Annotated in this window: 14 protein-coding genes; 7 read left to right on the top strand and 7 right to left on the bottom strand. The window is 51.9% G+C overall.

Annotated features, from left to right (window positions below):
- Positions 1 to 58: 58 nt before the first annotated feature.
- The 4 genes from CEK71_RS15565 (at position 59) to CEK71_RS15550 (ending at position 6,660) form a co-directional block, all read left to right on the top strand.
- Positions 59 to 2,308, top strand: a complete 2,250-nt coding sequence (locus CEK71_RS15565) for a methyl-accepting chemotaxis protein (protein WP_088620238.1) — start codon at positions 59 to 61, stop codon at positions 2,306 to 2,308.
- Positions 2,309 to 2,559: 251 nt separating this feature from the next.
- On the top strand, positions 2,560 to 3,573 hold the full coding sequence (gap, locus tag CEK71_RS15560) for a type I glyceraldehyde-3-phosphate dehydrogenase (protein ID WP_088620237.1): 1,014 nt from the start codon (positions 2,560 to 2,562) through the stop codon (positions 3,571 to 3,573).
- A 4-nt stretch (positions 3,574 to 3,577) separates the two neighbouring features.
- Positions 3,578 to 5,026, top strand: a complete 1,449-nt coding sequence (gene pyk / locus CEK71_RS15555; protein ID WP_088621653.1) for a pyruvate kinase — start codon at positions 3,578 to 3,580, stop codon at positions 5,024 to 5,026.
- Positions 5,027 to 5,310: 284 nt separating this feature from the next.
- Positions 5,311 to 6,660: an esterase-like activity of phytase family protein gene (locus CEK71_RS15550; RefSeq protein ID WP_088620236.1), complete on the top strand. Its 1,350-nt coding sequence runs from the start codon at positions 5,311 to 5,313 to the stop codon at positions 6,658 to 6,660.
- 86 nt (positions 6,661 to 6,746) lie between these two features.
- Here the strand turns inward: CEK71_RS15550 and CEK71_RS15545 are convergent, their stop codons facing one another.
- Complete coding sequence (locus CEK71_RS15545; RefSeq protein WP_088620235.1) at positions 6,747 to 7,673, bottom strand: choice-of-anchor A family protein; 927 nt, start codon at positions 7,671 to 7,673, stop codon at positions 6,747 to 6,749.
- A 135-nt stretch (positions 7,674 to 7,808) separates the two neighbouring features.
- The gene (mepA, locus tag CEK71_RS15540; RefSeq protein ID WP_088620234.1) at positions 7,809 to 8,639 is read right to left on the bottom strand and encodes a penicillin-insensitive murein endopeptidase; all 831 of its coding nucleotides are present in this window, start codon (positions 8,637 to 8,639) and stop codon (positions 7,809 to 7,811) included.
- Positions 8,640 to 8,725: 86 nt separating this feature from the next.
- Between mepA and CEK71_RS15535 the strand changes: the two genes are divergently transcribed.
- Entirely contained in the window at positions 8,726 to 9,136 is a 411-nt protein-coding gene (locus CEK71_RS15535) for a thiol-disulfide oxidoreductase DCC family protein (RefSeq protein ID WP_088620233.1), read from the top strand.
- Between the two features lie 2 nt (positions 9,137 to 9,138).
- On the opposite strand, the gene uvrB is transcribed toward CEK71_RS15535, so the two are convergent.
- From uvrB to CEK71_RS15520, 4 genes are all read right to left on the bottom strand, one after another.
- Entirely contained in the window at positions 9,139 to 11,142 is a 2,004-nt protein-coding gene (gene uvrB / locus CEK71_RS15530) for an excinuclease ABC subunit UvrB (RefSeq protein ID WP_088620232.1), read from the bottom strand.
- 35 nt (positions 11,143 to 11,177) lie between these two features.
- Positions 11,178 to 11,315: a hypothetical protein gene (locus tag CEK71_RS23245; RefSeq protein WP_198328261.1), complete on the bottom strand. Its 138-nt coding sequence runs from the start codon at positions 11,313 to 11,315 to the stop codon at positions 11,178 to 11,180.
- A 61-nt stretch (positions 11,316 to 11,376) separates the two neighbouring features.
- Entirely contained in the window at positions 11,377 to 11,847 is a 471-nt protein-coding gene (gene trmL, locus CEK71_RS15525; protein ID WP_088620231.1) for a tRNA (uridine(34)/cytosine(34)/5-carboxymethylaminomethyluridine(34)-2'-O)-methyltransferase TrmL, read from the bottom strand.
- Between the two features lie 2 nt (positions 11,848 to 11,849).
- Positions 11,850 to 14,354, bottom strand: coding sequence for a glycogen/starch/alpha-glucan phosphorylase (locus CEK71_RS15520; RefSeq protein WP_088620230.1), 2,505 nt, complete (start codon positions 14,352 to 14,354; stop codon positions 11,850 to 11,852).
- Positions 14,355 to 14,376: 22 nt separating this feature from the next.
- Between CEK71_RS15520 and CEK71_RS23240 the strand changes: the two genes are divergently transcribed.
- The gene (locus tag CEK71_RS23240; protein ID WP_198328260.1) at positions 14,377 to 14,514 is read left to right on the top strand and encodes a hypothetical protein; all 138 of its coding nucleotides are present in this window, start codon (positions 14,377 to 14,379) and stop codon (positions 14,512 to 14,514) included.
- A 25-nt stretch (positions 14,515 to 14,539) separates the two neighbouring features.
- Positions 14,540 to 16,984 (top strand): beta strand repeat-containing protein, encoded by a 2,445-nt coding sequence (locus CEK71_RS15515; RefSeq protein ID WP_088620229.1) that lies wholly within the window; start codon positions 14,540 to 14,542, stop codon positions 16,982 to 16,984.
- A gap of 58 nt (positions 16,985 to 17,042) precedes the next feature.
- Here CEK71_RS15515 and CEK71_RS15510 read toward each other — a convergent pair whose 3' ends face one another.
- Positions 17,043 to 17,609 carry a hypothetical protein gene (locus tag CEK71_RS15510; protein WP_088620228.1) on the bottom strand — a complete coding sequence of 189 codons (567 nt, stop codon included), beginning with the start codon at positions 17,607 to 17,609 and terminating at the stop codon, positions 17,043 to 17,045.
- Positions 17,610 to 17,666: the final 57 nt, after the last annotated feature.

The following is a 17,666-nucleotide window of genomic DNA, read 5'->3' as shown; positions in this document are numbered from 1 at the left end:
CCCGGCTTAGCCATGGACGGCACGCATTGCCCCATTACACTATCATTGAGCCAGAATCATGCCCCAAGAAAAGATAAAACTGTTTAGCCGCCTGTCATTAAGAAAAAAATTCGGCCTTTTAGCGGTGCTTGCATCGCTTTTATTAGGGGTCGCTTTTTATTCCTATGTCAATAACCAACAGGATAAAATCAATTTCACCAAGCACGAGCAACAAGGCCTTTATCAGGCCAAAGAACTGCTCACACTATTACAGGCCCTACCCAGGCACCGTGGCTCCTCGACCGGTTTACTGAGCGGCAACAGCGCGATGGCGGCTGAAGAACAGGCCAGCCGAGAGCGGGTCGACCAACAAATCGCCAAGTTCGATGCCTTAAGCAAAACCATCAAAGATGCCGAACTGCACAAAACATGGGATGCCGTTAAACAAGACTGGCCTGTTATCGCCAAAAAAGTGGCCGACAAGTCTGTTACCCCCCCCGAAAACTTCGATAGCCATACCCAACTTATCGCCAAGGTCTTGGAAGTGCTGGATTTGGTGGTCGACGACTCGCAATTGTCACTCGACCCCTATGCCGAATCCTATTTTTTAATGCGCGCCACCTTAGTTGACAGTCCTGTGCTGACCGAATACCTAGGCCAAGCCAGAGGCTGGGGTACAGGTTTATTGGCAAGGACCGCAAAAGCGGCGCAAGGCAAAGACCCCACCACTATCCCCACCGTGCTGACTTTGCAAGACCGTGGCCGCCTAAGCCTGATGACCAGCATCGCCAACGCCAAAGCTTATGAGGCGACCCGCGATTTTAACAAGGTCGTCAAATATAACGGTAAACTGGAAACGGACTTATTGGGGCAATTGAAAACCGCTACCGAAACCGTCAATAAAGCCATTGCCCTTTCCGATGCGGAAATTATTAACAAACCGACCCCTAGCTATTCTTCTACCGATTACTACAAACAGTACACCCAAGCCATTGACGGTATGTTTGCCGTCATTGACGCTGGCACCGCCGAACTGGATGCCATGTTTAACCGGCAGATAAAAGCCGCCAACCAACAATTATTGGTCGTTTCCATCGTTATCTTAGGCCTGATCTTAACCTGCGCCTCGGTTGCCGCCTTCATTATCCGTTCCATTACCCAACCTATCGGCCTCTTGGTCGAAGTTATGCAAAAGCTGGCGGCAGGCGACAACAGCATCCGCGCCAACCTACAATCTTTAGACGAAATCGGCATCTTAAGCCGCCAATTCGACAGCATGGTCGACCAACGCGAAACCATTCGGCAAGGCATTGAAGAAGAAAACGAAGTGCTCAACAACTCCATTGTCGAACTGCTGATGTCGGTGGCGAAACTGGCGCAAAAAGACTTGACCGTCAAAGCCGAAGTGGCGGAGAACGTCACCGGCCCCGTCGCCGACGCGTTAAACATGCTCGCCGAAGAAACCGGACGGGTGTTAATGCGCGTCACCAAAATTGCCGATGAAGTCGCCCAAGTCTCCCAGCAGGTACAAGGCCAATCGGCACTGGTCATTGATGTGGCCACCGATGAAAAACGCGAGATCGCACAGGCCTCCATTGAGTTGGTCGCCGCCTCGTCCGCCATGCTCGCCATTGCCAAATTGGCCACCGACTGCAACCAAGCCGCCGAAAAAGCCATTCAAAACACCGATAAGGCGCAAGAAACGGTATTGGACACCATTAACGGCATCACCTCTATCCGTGACACGATCCGCGAGACCGAAAAACGGATCAAACGGCTGGGCGAGCGTTCGCAAGAAATTGGCGGCGTGGTCAACTTGATTAACGACATTGCCGAACGCACCCACATCCTCGCGCTCAACGCCGCCATGCACGCCGCGTCAGCGGGCGAGGCAGGACGCGGCTTTGCCGTGGTCGCCAACGAAGTACAAAAACTGGCGGAAAACTCCCGCGAGGCGACCTCGAAAATTTCCTCGCTGGTTAACAATATCCAAGTGGAGACAGCCGATACCGTTACCACCATGAACAATGCCATCAGCCAAGTGGTGCGCGGTACCGAACTCGCCCAACAAGCGGGTGACGAAATGCGCGAAACCCGCGACACCACCGCCGAACTGGTGCAATTGGTACAGATCATCGCCAGCAGTTCTACCAACCAGTCAGAAATCTCGCAACGTCTGGTACAACGCGCTAAGCAAATTGAAAAAAGCACCGAACAGACTTACGGACAATTACAGGATCAAAGCCTACAAACCGAGCATCTGGTGAACTTATCCGATTTGCTGGTATCTTCAGTCAAGGTTTTCACCCTACCCAAAGACAGCGAGTAGCCGCCATCCGCCCAAGCCTGCGCCGGACTACCCGTCCGGCGCAGGCTATTAAACCAAGCGTTGTTAACTCTTTTTGACCCTAAAGATAGGTAGTTATTTTTTAAAGCGTTTTCGCCCAAGCCTTAGGTACGCGTCTACCAACGTCTATCATCAATGGACGAAGTGCCGCATATTTTGATATAGTTGCAAGGTTTATGTCTATTTGTACACGTTTGTGTCAATTTTGTCCCATCACTCTCTGGAGAAATTAAATGCCAATTAAAGTTGCTATCAATGGTTATGGTCGTATTGGCCGGAATATCGTCCGCGCCTTATACGAAGCGGGCCGCACTGATGAAATCCAAATTGTCGCCATCAATGATTTAGGCGATGCCAACACCAATGCACATTTAACCCAATATGACTCCGTGCATGGCAAATTCCCTTTTGATGTCAGCGTTGATGGCGAATTCATGGTGATCAACGGCGATAAAATCAAAGTTTTCTCCGAACGCGACCCCTCCAAATTGCCTTGGGGCGACTTGGATATTGACGTTGTCCACGAATGTACCGGCCTGTTCACCAGCAAAGCCAAAGCCTCTGCACACATCACCGCAGGCGCGAAAAAAGTCATCATCTCAGCACCCGGCGGTGACGATGTTGATGCCACCATCGTTTACGGCGTTAACCACGACACCCTGAAAGCGACCGACACCGTCATCTCCAACGCCTCTTGCACCACCAACTGCTTAGCGCCGCTGGTTAAACCGTTGCACGATGCCATCGGCGTTGTCCACGGCTTAATGACCACTATCCACTCGTACACCAACGACCAAGTGCTGACCGACGTTTATCACAGTGACTTGCGCCGCGCCCGTTCCGCCACCCAATCCATGATCCCAACCAAAACTGGCGCAGCAGCGGCAGTCGGCTTGGTACTGCCTGAATTGGCCGGCAAATTGGACGGTTTCGCCATGCGTGTCCCAACCATCAACGTCTCTGTTGTTGATTTGACCTTCACTGCGGCAAGAAACACCAGCAAAGCCGAAATCGACGAAGTCCTGAAAGCCGCTGCCGCCGGTTCTTTGAAAGGCATTTTAGAAATCAACGAAAAACCGCTGGTTTCCACCGACTTTAACCACAACCCAGCGTCTTCCATCTACGAAGCGCCGCTGACTAAAGTCTTGGACGGCAACTTTGTCAAAGTCCTGTCATGGTATGACAATGAATGGGGCTTCTCAAACCGTATGCTCGATACTTCTATTGCCTTAATCAATGCAGGATAAAACCATGTTAAGAAGGACCAAAATTTTAGCCACACTCGGGCCTGCGACTGACAAGCCGGGTGTGCTTGAGGGTTTGTTTGAGGCAGGGCTTGATGTCGTGCGTCTAAACTTCTCTCATGGTTCTGCTGAAGACCATATCGCCAGAGCCGAAGCCGTTCGTGCGCTGAGCAGAAAAACCGGCCGGCGGGTCGGTATTCTGGCCGATTTGCAAGGCCCGAAAATCCGTATCGCCCGCTTCAAAGACACGAAAGTTAACTTGATTGAAGGCCAAGATTTCGCCCTTGACATTAATTTTGACCCGCTCGCGGGCGACAACACCCAAGTCGGCATCACTTACGAACCGCTGGCGTTAGAAGTGCGTCCGGGTAGCCGCTTGTTGCTCGATGACGGGCGGATTGTCTTAGATGTAGTTGATGTTGTCGATATGCGCGTCAACTGTACTGTTGCCGTCGGTGGCGACCTGTCCAACAACAAAGGCATCAATCTGTTAGGCGGCGGCTTATCGGCAGCAGCCTTAACGGATAAAGACAAAGAAGACATCATCACCGTTGCCAAAATCAAATGTGATTATGTCGCCGTGTCTTTCCCACGTTGCGCCGAAGACCTGAACGAAGCCCGCCGCTTATTAGAAGCCCAAGGTTGCTATGCAGGTATCGTCTCTAAAGTTGAACGCGCCGAAGCGATTGTCGAGCCGGTCATGGACGAAATTATCTTAGCGTCTGATGCAGTGATGGTCGCACGGGGTGATTTGGGCGTGGAAATTGGCGATGCTAACTTACCTGCCGTGCAGAAAAAACTGATCCAACGTACCCGCGAATTAAACCGCGTGGCGATTACCGCGACACAAATGATGGAATCGATGATTGATAACCCGATTCCGACCCGTGCCGAAGTATTCGACGTGGCCAATGCCGTGTACGACGGTACCGATGTCATCATGCTGTCGGCAGAAACCGCTTCGGGCAAACACCCGATCAAAGCCGTTGAAGCCATGCACCGGATTTGTGTCGAAGCTGAAAAACAGCCTATCGTCCGCGAATCTGACCATCGCATCAACATCCAATTTGACCGCGATGACGAAGCGATTGCCATGTCAGCCATGTATATGGCGAACCACACCAAAATTAAAGGCATTGTGGCCTTGACCGAATCTGGCTCCACACCGTTATGGATGTCCAGAATCAGTTCCGCCATCCCTATTTTTGCCTTTAGCGGCGTTGAAGAAACGTTGGGCAAAGCCACCTTGTTACGCGGTGTCTTCCCTATTTACTTCAAGCTGGAAGAAACCCAAGACCATGCCGAAGTTAACCGCAGCATCGTCAAAGAACTGAGAAAATGGAATATTGCCAAAGACGGCGATAAGTTCATTATCACCAAAGGTGATTTGACAGGCGTTAAAGGCGGCACAAACGCCCTGAAAGTGATCGTGGTCGGCCAAGGCCTCACGCCCTAAGCTTCCCCGCTCCGATTAGCTGCCCCCGCTACGCAAAGTAGCGGGGGTAGCCACCACTGATTGCAAAGTTAATCCCCACACACACAAAATGAAGCCCAGCTTATAGGCTACCTGCAAGAGCTAAGGCTTTCGCACTCCCCGCACGTTACCCTCCTACCCTCCAAGTAAAAACGTTTAATCGTTACCCATACCGCACAGCCAATTCATATTCCAGTAACACGCATAGACGATAATCGTAGGGCTTTAGAGCAAAGCGTTAATCCCTAACTTTTCAGAGACCCGTCATGACCAAAAAACTTCTGCCTTTTTTATTGCCATTATTAATGGCTGCCCCTGCTTCCCAAGCGGTTGATTTAATCGCCATCGGCTCCATTGATGGCAACTACCAAGACCTTTCGGCAAGAACCGCAGGCGCCTTAGAAAACGGCGTGGCGGGCAACTTGTTTGGCGGTATCGGCTCCGGTTTGGCTTATGCTGGCGGCAACACCTTTATTGCCCTGCCTGACCGTGGCCCGAATGCCATCGCTTATAACGCGGCGATTGACAACACCACATCTTACATCAACCGTTTCCAAACTCTGAATCTGGCTTTGGCGGTTAACCCTAGCTACGATTCTTTAACCGTCGGCTCCATGCCTTACCTGTTATCATCCGAATTAACGGCGACCACGTTGTTGTCCAGTGCCCAGCCACGCATTTATGCAGCAGGCGGCGCACCGGCCTTAAACACAGCCACCAGCTTTTACTACACAGGCCGTTCCGATAACTTTGGCACACGCGCCTCCACTAGCCCAAGCCATGCCCGCCTTGATCCAGAAGGCATCCGCGTGTCAAAAGACGGTGCCAGCGTCTTCATCACTGACGAATACGGCCCTTATGTCTATCAATTCCACCGCAACACTGGCCGCATCATCAAAGCCTTCACTCTGCCTTCTTACTATGCGGCGACAAACTTAAACGCGGTCGGTGACACTGAAATTGCCAACAACACCGTCGGCAGAATTGCCAATAAAGGCATGGAAGCATTGGCGATCACACCAGACGGCACCACGTTGATCGGCATGATGCAACAAAACTTGATCCAAGACACCAAAAAATATCTGCGTATCATCACCATTGACATTGCCAGTGGCACTACCCACGAATACGCTTATAAACTAACTGACGGCTCTAGCGTCAGTGACATTTTGGCCATCAATAGCCATGAATTTTTGGTTGACGAACGTGACGGCAGCGGTTTAGGCAACGGTGATGCCGCCGTGGTTAAAAAACTGTTTAAAATCGATTTGGCAGGCGCTACGGAAATTACCGGTACTCCCGCCATCACTTCCAGCGCCCCTGTCGTCGCTAAAACCCTGTTCTTAGATGTCTTGGCAAAATTAAACGCCAATGGCGTACCTTCCACACAAGTGCCGGCTAAATTGGAAGGCGTCGCCTTCGGCCCAGACGTAGTTATTGGCGGTGTGACCAAACACACCTTATTCATCGCTAACGACAACGATTTCCTGCCGACGTTTAACGGCGTTGCCAACCCGAACAAATTCTTTGTCTTCGCGGTCGACCCTAGCGAATTGCCTAGCTACGTCCCACAAACCATCACCATCAACCCAATCGACAAAAGCGACCGCGGTTAAGCAAAATCGTTAAAGCCCTATCCTTAGGCAAAAAAAAGGCCGCGTGATGCGGCCTTTTTTATGGCTGATTTTCTATGCTAACCTATTTAGGCACGCTTAGGGTTACGTCCATGCCAAGCCAATCCGGCCAAGCCCAACACAAACCACCACAGCCCCATTGGCTCAGGTACGCTATTAGCGTCGGCAATCGTGCCACCGAACAAATAATTATGGAATTCGATATTACCGCTAAACGAACTGGCGATTAATTGCCCGTATAACGCCCCGTAACCGCCCGTCACCGCCGCCCAAGGGGCTAATATAGACCCCATCGGGTTTTTGCTGCCGGTTAAGGTCACCGCCGTCGAATTATAAAAATTGTAAATGACATGGGAAGGATCGACACCGGTCAAAAACACTTGGCCATTTTGGAAAAATTCGCCCGTACCCGACACGTTAATCAATACCGTCGAATTGCTGGGTGCAGTGATATTAATGGTATTGCTGCCGGTTAACGTGCTGCCGTTCAAAGAGAACACATTCAGGCCGACATTCGTGCCGCTTAAATTGACCGTACCATAAGCGCTGCTGGTCGTACCGGTCGTCGCCAAACCGCTCCAAGCCGTCGACAAATTTTGGTATTGGCTTTGTGACGTGGAAAAATTGACCAAGCTTTGGACAAACGAACCGCCCGTCGCGGTAAAACTGCTCAAATTGGCGCCGCCTACCGAATAAACCGCCCCGTTCTGACCATTACCTACCCCACCATTCGTGGCAGTGACCGTACCGCCCGCCACCAATCTGGCAGCATTGGGCGATTGCGAACCATTCCCGGCAATGCTCGATGCCACCGAATAATTGCTGATATTGACATTACCGCCCGCCGCCAAATTACCTTCAGTATCCGAATTGGCGCTAGTGAAATTATTAAACACAAACACATTGTAGTTGGCCGCTGCCCCGACCAATCCGGCTTGGGCAGGCGATACCGCCGCCACTAATAAAGTGGCGGCTAAAGTCATTGCTAGACGCATTGTTTATCCTCAAATAAATGGCTGGCGGGGTAGTTATAAACAACCCGTTAATAGCCGACTATTATACAGAGGATTTGTCAAAGAGTAATGTCCTAAAATGTGAATTTCATCGCATAAAAAACGCCTAAGTTCTGGTTATTGTGCCAATACACGGCTACATAAGGCGGGTAATGGCGGTGGCGGCGGCGACGGTTTGCCGCCTTTAGCAGGGTTTTTCGCCTCATCCGAAAACCACCAAGCCAAACTGGCATCGCAACCGTCACCGGCAGGTAAAGGCTCCTGTGCCGCACAATGGGCATTACCGGCAGGACATTTTAAACGCACATGAAAATGGTCGTCATGCTTCCACCACGGGCGGATTTTTCTCAACCAAGGGCTATTACCCACCCGCCGCAGGCAAAGTTCGCGCTTGACGCTGGCGTTGACAAAAATCCTGTCCACTTCCGGCATAGTAGCCGCCAACTCCAGCACTTTGGCATTAGCGCCCGTCCACTGCCTAAGGTCAATGCTATCGCCATCCGCCGCCAGAACCGACGGCGCACTCCACGATTCCCGCTCGCTGAGCGTCAAACTGCGCTGCATCGCCTGTTGCGACAGCATAAACCAAATGTCCACGTCCAGACCCGTTTGGTGGCTACGGTGGCCGCTTAACGTAGGGCCGCCGCGCACCTGCCCCAAATCACCGACCAACAACGCCCCCAAACCTTGCGCCGCCGTGGCTTGGCCGAGTTTTTCGATAAATTGCGTCAATTCAGGATGGCCATAAAAACGGTTTCTCGACAGGCGCATCACCTGATACCCTAACCCCTCCTTCGGCAAGATGGCCGCCCCGCTCAGGCAACCGCTGGTATAAGTGCCGATACTTTGCGGCGTATCGGCAATTATGGCGGGTTGTGTGACTTGCGACCAGGAATTAGCCTGCACCTGCACCGACAATAACAGGGCAGCAACGCCCCAAAGCTTCATTTTTAACACGGCTACACCCGATATAATCACGGTAAAAGAAAAATTATTTTACACTACCCAACAACCGTTCGCCCACAGGAACCCAGATGACCATACCGCCACCCCAATTCACCCTGTTTTACGATGGCCTCTGCCCTATATGCCAAGCCGAAGTGGCTTGGCTACGGCGTTGCAACCGCCAAGGCCGCTTAATCTTACAAGACATCAACGCGCCAGACTTCCAAGCCGAAGCCTACGGTAAAACCTACGCGGACATGCTGGCAGAAATCCATGGCCTACAGGCAGACGGCACCCTGCTCATCGGTATGCCAGTGTTCCGCGCCGCTTACCAAGCCGTCGGTTTGGGCTGGCTGCTGGCACCGACTGGCTGGCCGCTGCTCAGCCCCGCCTTTGCCCTGCTCTATCGGCTGTTTGCCCGGTACAGATTGGGTATAGGCAGTCGGTTAGGCGGCGGCAGATGCACAGACGGCCAATGCAGGATCGGTAAGCCCGACTAGCCTCACACCAACAGTTGCACCTGTAAGCGCTTTATCTCATCCCTGATTTTAGCGGCCTGCTCAAACTCCAGATTTTTCGCGTGCTGATACATAGACTCCTCCAATTGCTTAAGCGTTTTCGCTAACTGCTTAGGGGTCATGACCGTGTAATCGGCACCGGCCTCAGCCACCTTAGCGACGGCCTTACCCGAACCGCCGGAACCGGGGATGGCGACCTGCAAAATATCGGTAATGGATTTAAAAATGGTTTTCGGTTCAATCTGGTGCTGGGTATTAAACAGATGCTGTTTTTCGCGGCGGCGGTCGGTTTCATCAATGGCCCTAGCCATAGACGCGGTAATCTTATCACCGTACAAAATGGCCTTGCCGCTGACATTACGCGCGGCGCGGCCTATAGTCTGCACCAAAGACACCACCGAGCGCAAAAAACCTTCCTTATCGGCATCCAGTATCGCCACCAAGGACACCTCAGGAATGTCCAAGCCCTCGCGCAAGAGGTTAATGCCGACCAGCACGTCAAACTGACCTAAGCGCAAATCACGGATAATCTCGACCCGCTCGACCGTATCAATATCCGAATGCAGATAGCGTACCTTAACGCCATGCTCGGTCAAGTATTCGGTCAAATCCTCCGCCATGCGCTTGGTCAGCGTCGTTACCAAGACCCTTTCCTTCAACACCCCCCGCTTATGAATCTCCGAGAGCAAATCATCGACTTGGGTCACTGCCGGACGCACCTCCACCACAGGGTCCAATAACCCTGTCGGCCTGACCACCTGTTCGACAAATACCCCGGAATGGGCTTTTTCATAAGCCCCCGGTGTGGCCGAGACATAAATGCGCTGCGGGGTTTTTTGCTCAAACTCGGCAAAAGTCAACGGCCTGTTATCCAAAGCCGACGGCAAACGGAAACCGTATTGCACCAAGGTTTCTTTACGCGAACGGTCGCCCTTATACATCGCGCCGATTTGCGGCACAGTCACATGGCTTTCGTCAATCACCACAATGGCATCGTCGGGCAGATAATCGAACATGGTCGGCGGCGGCTCACCCGGAGCCCCACCGGACAAATAGCGCGAATAATTTTCTATCCCCGAACAATAGCCGACTTCCAAAATCATCTCAATATCAAACAAGGTGCGCTGCTCCAGCCGTTGCGCCTCGACCAGCTTATTGGCGGCTTCCAATTGCAGCACCCGCTCTTTCAACTCCAGCTTAATCGCATCCACCGCCGCCAGCAATTGCTCGCGCGGGGTCACATAATGGGTTTTCGGATAGACGGTATAACGGGCGATACGGCTGATAATCTCCCCCGTTAACGGGTCAAACAACGATAAGCGTTCCACCTCATTATCGAACAACTCGACCCGTAACGCTTCGCTGTCGGACTCCGCCGGAAAAATGTCGATCACCTCACCGCGCACCCGATAGGTCGCCCGCCGTAATTCGACATCGTTGCGGGTATACTGCATTTCCGCCAAACGGCGCAATAAAGTGCGCTGCTCCAACAAATCGCCTTTGACCAAATGCAGCACCATCTGGAAATACGACTCCGGTTCCCCCAAGCCATAAATCGCCGACACCGTCGCCACGACAATGGTATCTTTACGCTCCAACAAGGCTTTGGTGGCCGACAAACGCATTTGTTCAATGTGTTCGTTCAACGACGCGTCTTTGTCGATGAAGGTATCGGATGCGGGGACATAGGCCTCCGGCTGGTAATAGTCGTAGTAGGAAACGAAATACTCGACGCTGTTTTCCGGGAAAAACTCCTTCATTTCCCCGTAGAGCTGCGCCGCCAAGGTCTTATTAGGTGCCATAATCAGCGCCGGACGCTGCACTTGGTTAATGACATTGGCAATCGTGAAGGTTTTGCCCGAACCCGTGACCCCTAACAGGGTCTGGTGGACTTCGCCATCTTGCAAACCCTCAACCAACTGCCGGATGGCAGTCGGCTGGTCGCCCGCAGGCTGGAAACGGCTATGGATTTTAAACGGTTTTTGCACGGGATTCCGTTAGGCTGAAAACAACAAAAAACACATCACCACCCGCTATCATCGTCATCATAAGGCTTTGATTTTAGCTGTGCGGGGATTTTTGGCATGTTCGCCGAGCGCAATAACAGCAAGGCACTGCCTAAGACAAACAGCACGGCGATGATAAAAATAATAATCCACATAAAAACAGCCTCATTGGTGGCTAAAACCGGCCCGCACCGCTAGCGGGCGCTAGGTATGCCTTTACTTCACCAAAGCCCCGGCAAAATCCATTTGCCGCCACGCTTCGTATAACACAATCGCCACGGTATTGGACAAATTCAGGCTCCGGCTTTCCGCCTGCATCGGCAGATACAAGCACTGCGGTTCGCCGCAAGCCGCCAACACCTCAGGCGGCAAGCCACGGGTTTCAGGGCCGAACAACAGCGCGTCACCCGCCTGAAAAGCCGCATCACAAACCCGCTGGCGGCCTTTGGTGGTCAGCGCAAATAGCCGCGCCGGCTTAACCGCCGCCAGAAAATCCGCCAACGAGTCATGGGTTTGCACCGTTACCCATTCGTGGTAATCCAGCCCTGCCCTGCGCAACTTCTTATCGTCCATCGCAAACCCCAAGGGTTTAAGCAAATGCAACGATGCCCCCGCATTGGCACATAAGCGGATAATATTGCCGGTATTGGCGGGGATTTCCGGCTCGTATAAAACAATATGGAACATGCTTAAGGTTGGCTGATCGGCACAGGGGTCAGTTTCCATATTTCCTGATTATATTCATTAATCGTCCGGTCAGTAGAAAACTTACCGCTACCCGCGCAGTTTAAGATACTCATTCTTGTCCAGCGGTCTTGGTCTTTATAAGCCTTTTCCACTTGTTTTTGGGCATCGATAAAACTGCGGAAATCTGCCACCGTCATCCACGGATCTTGCGGACTTTTCAGCGAGGCGATCACCGCATCAAAAATACCCGGTTCAAATTGGCTAAAATGCCCGCATTCCAGCAGCATCAACACCCGTTTTAAATCGACATCGTTTTCGATCATCGCCACCGGGTCGTAATGGTGGCGCAGTTCTTCTACCTGGCTTTCGGTCAAGCCAAACAAAAAGAAATTATCGTCGCCCACCTCTTCCCTAATCTCAATATTCGCACCGTCTAAAGTACCGATAGTCAAGGCTCCGTTCATCATAAACTTCATATTACCCGTGCCGGACGCTTCCTTACCCGCCGTAGAAATCTGTTCCGACAAATCCGTGCCCGGACAAATCTTTTCCATTGCCGAGACACGGTAATTCGGCAAAAACACCAGCTTGAGCTTATCGCCCACTTCGGGGTCATGGTTAATGACATTAGCGACATTATTAATCAATTTAATGATTTTTTTCGCCATGAAATACCCCGGCGCGGCCTTACCGCCAATCAACACACAACGGTTCGTCCAATTGGCGATGTCACCGCGTTTGATACGGTCATACAGATGGATAACATGCAGGACATTCAGTAACTGACGTTTATATTCATGGATACGCTTAACCTGGACATCAAACAAGGCATTGACCTTTAAGTCCACATCCAATTCCTGCTTTTTAAAATCAATCAACCGCTGTTTAGCCTCCTGTTGGACGGTATGCCAACGTTTGCGGAATTTTTTATCCTCGGCAAACGGTTTGAGTTTTTGCAACTCTGACAAATCCGTTATCCAGCCATCACCGATGGTTTCGGTCAATAGCTCAGCCAATTCAGGGTTACAGGCCGCCAACCAGCGGCGGGGCGTGACCCCATTGGTTTTGTTATTGAATTTTTGCGGCCATAGCTCATAAAAATCCCGGAACAAGCCTTGTTGCAACAGCTTAGAATGCAGTTCCGCCACACCATTGACCGAATAACTGCCGACTATCGCCAAATACGCCATGCGGACATATTGCTGCGGGCCTTCCTCAATTAAGGACATACGTTTTAAGCGCTCATTGTCACCCGGCCAATGTGTGGACACTTCGGCCAAGAAATGGGCGTTAATTTCAAAAATAATTTCCATCAACCTAGGCAGCAACTGCTTGAACAGGCCGACCGACCAACGCTCCAATGCTTCCGGCAACAGAGTATGGTTAGTATACGCCATCGTGTTTCGGGTAATTTTCCAAGCCGCATCCCAGCTTAAGCCATGAATGTCCATTAACAGGCGCATCAGTTCCGCCACCGCGATACTGGGGTGGGTATCATTGAGCTGAAAGCAGTTTTTTTCGGCAAAATGGGCAAAATGCCGACCATGATCGCGCACCCAACCGGCAATCACATCTTGCAAACTGGCTGAAGCCAGCAAATATTGTTGGCGCAGGCGTAATGCCTTACCGTTTTCATTGGCATCGTTAGGATACAAGACCATCGTGATGTTTTCGGCGGTGTTTTTTGCCGCCACCGACTCGGCATAGTCACCGGCATTAAACTCCTGCAAATCAAACTCTTCGGTAGCGGCCGCTTTCCATAAGCGCAAGGTGTTGACCGTGCCGTTTTGATAGCCGGGTACAGGGGTGTCATAAGGGATCGCCAAAATATCATGGGTATCCAACCAACACACCCGCACATTCCCGTTTTCGTCAATATGCCGCTCGGTATGGCCGCCAAACTTGATACGGTAAGCGTATTCAGAACGCTCTATTTCCCAGATATTCCCATAGCGCAGCCAATGGTCGGGTTTTTCCACCTGTTCGCCATTGGCAATAGTTTGCGTAAACATCCCGTACTCGTAACGCAAGCCGTACCCGGTCACAGGCAATTGTAAAGTCGCGCAACTGTCGATAAAACAAGCCGCCAAGCGTCCCAAGCCGCCATTACCCAAACCTGCGTCAGGTTCGCTTTCCAACAACTCTTCCAACTCTAACCCTACGTCATGCATGGCTTTGTGCACCGCATCGCTGATGCCGAGGTTGAGCATGGCGTTGCTCAGCGTCCGCCCCATCAGAAACTCCATCGACAGATAATAAGCACGGCGGCAATCCTGGTCACGATAGGCATTGTAAGTGTTTTTCCACCGCTCTATCAGACGGTCACTGACGGTCAGCGATAAAGCCTCGTAAGCATAATGTGGCGAGCGGCAGTTTTGGTCGCGGCCTAGACGATGGCTATAATTACGCTTAAAATCGGTAACAAGGTCATCAACATCCAAACCCAAACTAGGCACTAAGGTAATACTGGGCTTGGGTTGGCTTTTCTTGAATATTTTATTAGGCATAGTTAACTCACGGACAGTTGGCATGAAAAAGTTCACGGAACATTTTACCAAGTTACACAAAAATATTCTGTCTAATAATTTCTTGAATATCGCCCAGCTTCAAGCGGATAATGGCGGCGACACCCGCCAAGCTTTGCAAAGCTTCTACCCTCCTCTTTAACACCTTACTTAACAAGGATAATCTTATGGCAATCACAGGCACTAATGCAGGCGAACAACTGAACGGCACGGCAGGTAACGACCAAATTTTTGGTCTAGGTGGGATTGATGTACTGGTAGGGCTTGACGGTAACGACACCCTCTACGGCGGTGACGACAATGATACCCTCTACGGCGGCAATGGCAACGATATTTTAGACGGCGGCAACGGCAGCGATTATTACATCGGCGGAGCAGGGCAAGATACCTTCGTCATTGATACCGAAAACACCCCTGCCAGTAACACTATCTCCGATTTCGAATTGGGTGTAGACCGCATTGACCTGAGGCAGTTGGGCATTGCCGATTTTGCCACCCTACAAAATATCTTAGTCGAAGATAACAACAATAACGCAGGCCTGGGCTTTTATCGAAATGACAATTGGATAACCTCCCTCATGATCGGCATCCGCAAAGACGACCTGTTCGCCGCAGATTTTATCTTTGCCACTAACATCAGCAACGACACCCTGAACGGCGGCAACATGAAAGACGACCTGTTCGGCGGACTCGGTAACGACATCCTCTCAGGAGGCCTCGGCGATGACCGCCTCTTCGGCGAAAGCGGCGACGATATTCTCTATGGCAACACCGCCGGACAAATTAACGGCACCTTAGACGGCATTGACTCATTGTACGGAGGCGCAGGTAACGACCGGCTCTATGGCGGCAGTAGCGGCTATAATAGCATAGGGCGACTTCAGGGCGACCAATTGTTCGGCGGTGACGGCAACGATATACTCGATGGCGGCGCAGGCGATGACTTTATGACAGGCGGAGCAGGCACCGACACCTTTATCTTACGTTCCGAAAGCGGTTCGCAAAATGACTCCATCACCGATTTCGATGTCACTCAAGATAAAATTGATGTGACCGCGCTGGGTATCAGCGATTTCGACACCATTAAAGCCCTCAGCTTTCTCTCGACCACGCTTGATTCCGCGCTTATTTATTATGCTAATGGTTTTGAAAATGCCGTTTTTTTCCTCCATGTCCTGCCAGGTAGCCTGACGGCGAGCAATGCCATCTTAGCGGCCGCCAACACCAACGACACCCTCACGGGTGATACCAATCCAGACATCAACAACAAGAACGACGACCTCTTTGCTGGCCTAGGTAACGATAAGCTATCCGGTGGCACAGGTAATGACCGCCTGTTCGGCGAACAGGGCGACGACCTGCTTTATGGCTACCTAAGCAGCAGCCCTAGCGGCAATAACAATGACGGAAGAGATATACTATTGGGTGGCGCCGGCAACGACCAATTATTCGGCGGCGGCGATAATGACACCCTCAACGGCGGTACGGGTGACGATATTTTAACGGGCGGCACAGGCGGAGATAGCTTAGATGGTGGCACAGGTACCGATACCGCCAGCTACCTTGATTCGGCCTTCGCCGTAACGGTTCGGCTTTGGGATAACACCGCCACAGGCGGCGATGCCTCAGGGGATTCTTTAAGCAATATCGAAAACCTCACGGGTAGCCAAGCAGGCAACGATATTTTAGTAGGGAATGTCGGCAACAATGTTCTGAACGGGGCAGGCGGTGCCGACTATATGAACGGGCGCGAAGGCAACGACACCTATTTTGTTGATAATGCCGGCGATGTCATCAGCGATTATTCAGGCCTAGACACCGTTAACAGCAGCATCACCTATACCCTAGGCAACCAACTGGAAAATTTGAACCTATTAGGCGCAGGGGGATTAAACGGCACGGGCAACACCCTCAACAACACCCTCTCCGGTACGTCCGGCAACAACATCCTGAATGGCCTGGACGGCACCGACACGGTATCCTACACCAACGCCAGCGCAGGTATCAGCGTCAACTTGGGTATCAGCGGCGCACAAAACACCCTAGGGGCAGGGACAGACACAGTATTAAATTTTGAAAACCTGACTGGCAGCAGCTTTAACGACACCTTGATAGGCACCGCTAGTGCCAACACCCTAACAGGTGGGGCGGGTACGGATAAACTGACCGGCGGGGCGGGAGCCGATATGTTTGTCTTTAACAGCGCCGTAGGCTTTGATGCGGTCAACGATTTTGCCTCCGGCTCCGATAAATTGCTGGTTAGCCAAGCGGGCATCCATATCGGTAACGGCAACGCCTTAGTGGACGGCGGTGTGGTGAGGGCTTCCGGTACAGGCGGTTTTGCCAATAGCGCGGAATTGGTGATTATGCAGCAAAACATCAGCGGCGGCATCACCACCAGCTCTGCCGCCGCCGCCATCGGCTCGGCAACCGCCGCGTATACGGTCGGCCACACCGCCTTGTTCGTGGTCGATAACGGCACGGCCAGCGGCATTTTCTTATTTACCGCCGCCAATGCCGACGCGCAAGTGACAGCCAGCGAATTGACGACCATCGCCATTCTCGGCACTAACGCCAACACCAGCTTGGCGGATTACGGCTTTATCGCCTAAACGGGATCAACCCGCCCAAGGCCAGGGACACCCTGACCTTGGGCGGGTTACAAAAAGCTTAAACGGCTTTTTCTTGCCCAACCGCCGCCATCAACACCCCAACGGCCTTAACCACCGCAAAACCCGCCACTGCGTAAGCCACCGCCGCACCAACATAAGCGGGAAAATACTGGCTGACCGAAAGGCTATAATCCACCATCGGCATATCGGCATAACGGCCTGAGAACAGAAAGAAACTGCCGTTGGAAATGACAAACGCCACCGTAGCCGAAGCCGCCGCCAACGCCATCAACAACAGCCAACCCTGTTGGCCCACCGCCATAAACAAGCGGCAATACCGCCCGGCCAACCACATAACCGCATAAGTCGGGATCAGAAACCCATAAGCAGGCGACATACACCAATCACTGACGTTAAATTGGTTAATCGCCAGATAATCCAACAATCCTGCCGCTAGTAACAGACCCGCCAGCCAAGCCCGTTGGCTCACATACAGGCCTGCCAGAAAAAACACCGCCAGCGACGCGTCCGGCAAAGACCACGCCGAACCGAAATGATGCACGCGGGTCGCCGCCATCAAGGCCAACAATGGCAAAATAGCCGTATTATTCATAGTCAACTTCATAAGATTCTCCAAATTACATAAAAAACTGTCATCACCCCGTATTTAAGCCCTACTCAA

Origin of the sequence: Methylovulum psychrotolerans, assembly GCF_002209385.1 — a bacterium.
Classification (GTDB): Bacteria; Pseudomonadota; Gammaproteobacteria; order Methylococcales; family Methylomonadaceae; genus Methylovulum; species Methylovulum psychrotolerans.
The sequence above is the reverse complement of the archived record's forward strand: the minus strand, read 5'-3'. Positions and strand labels throughout refer to the sequence as shown.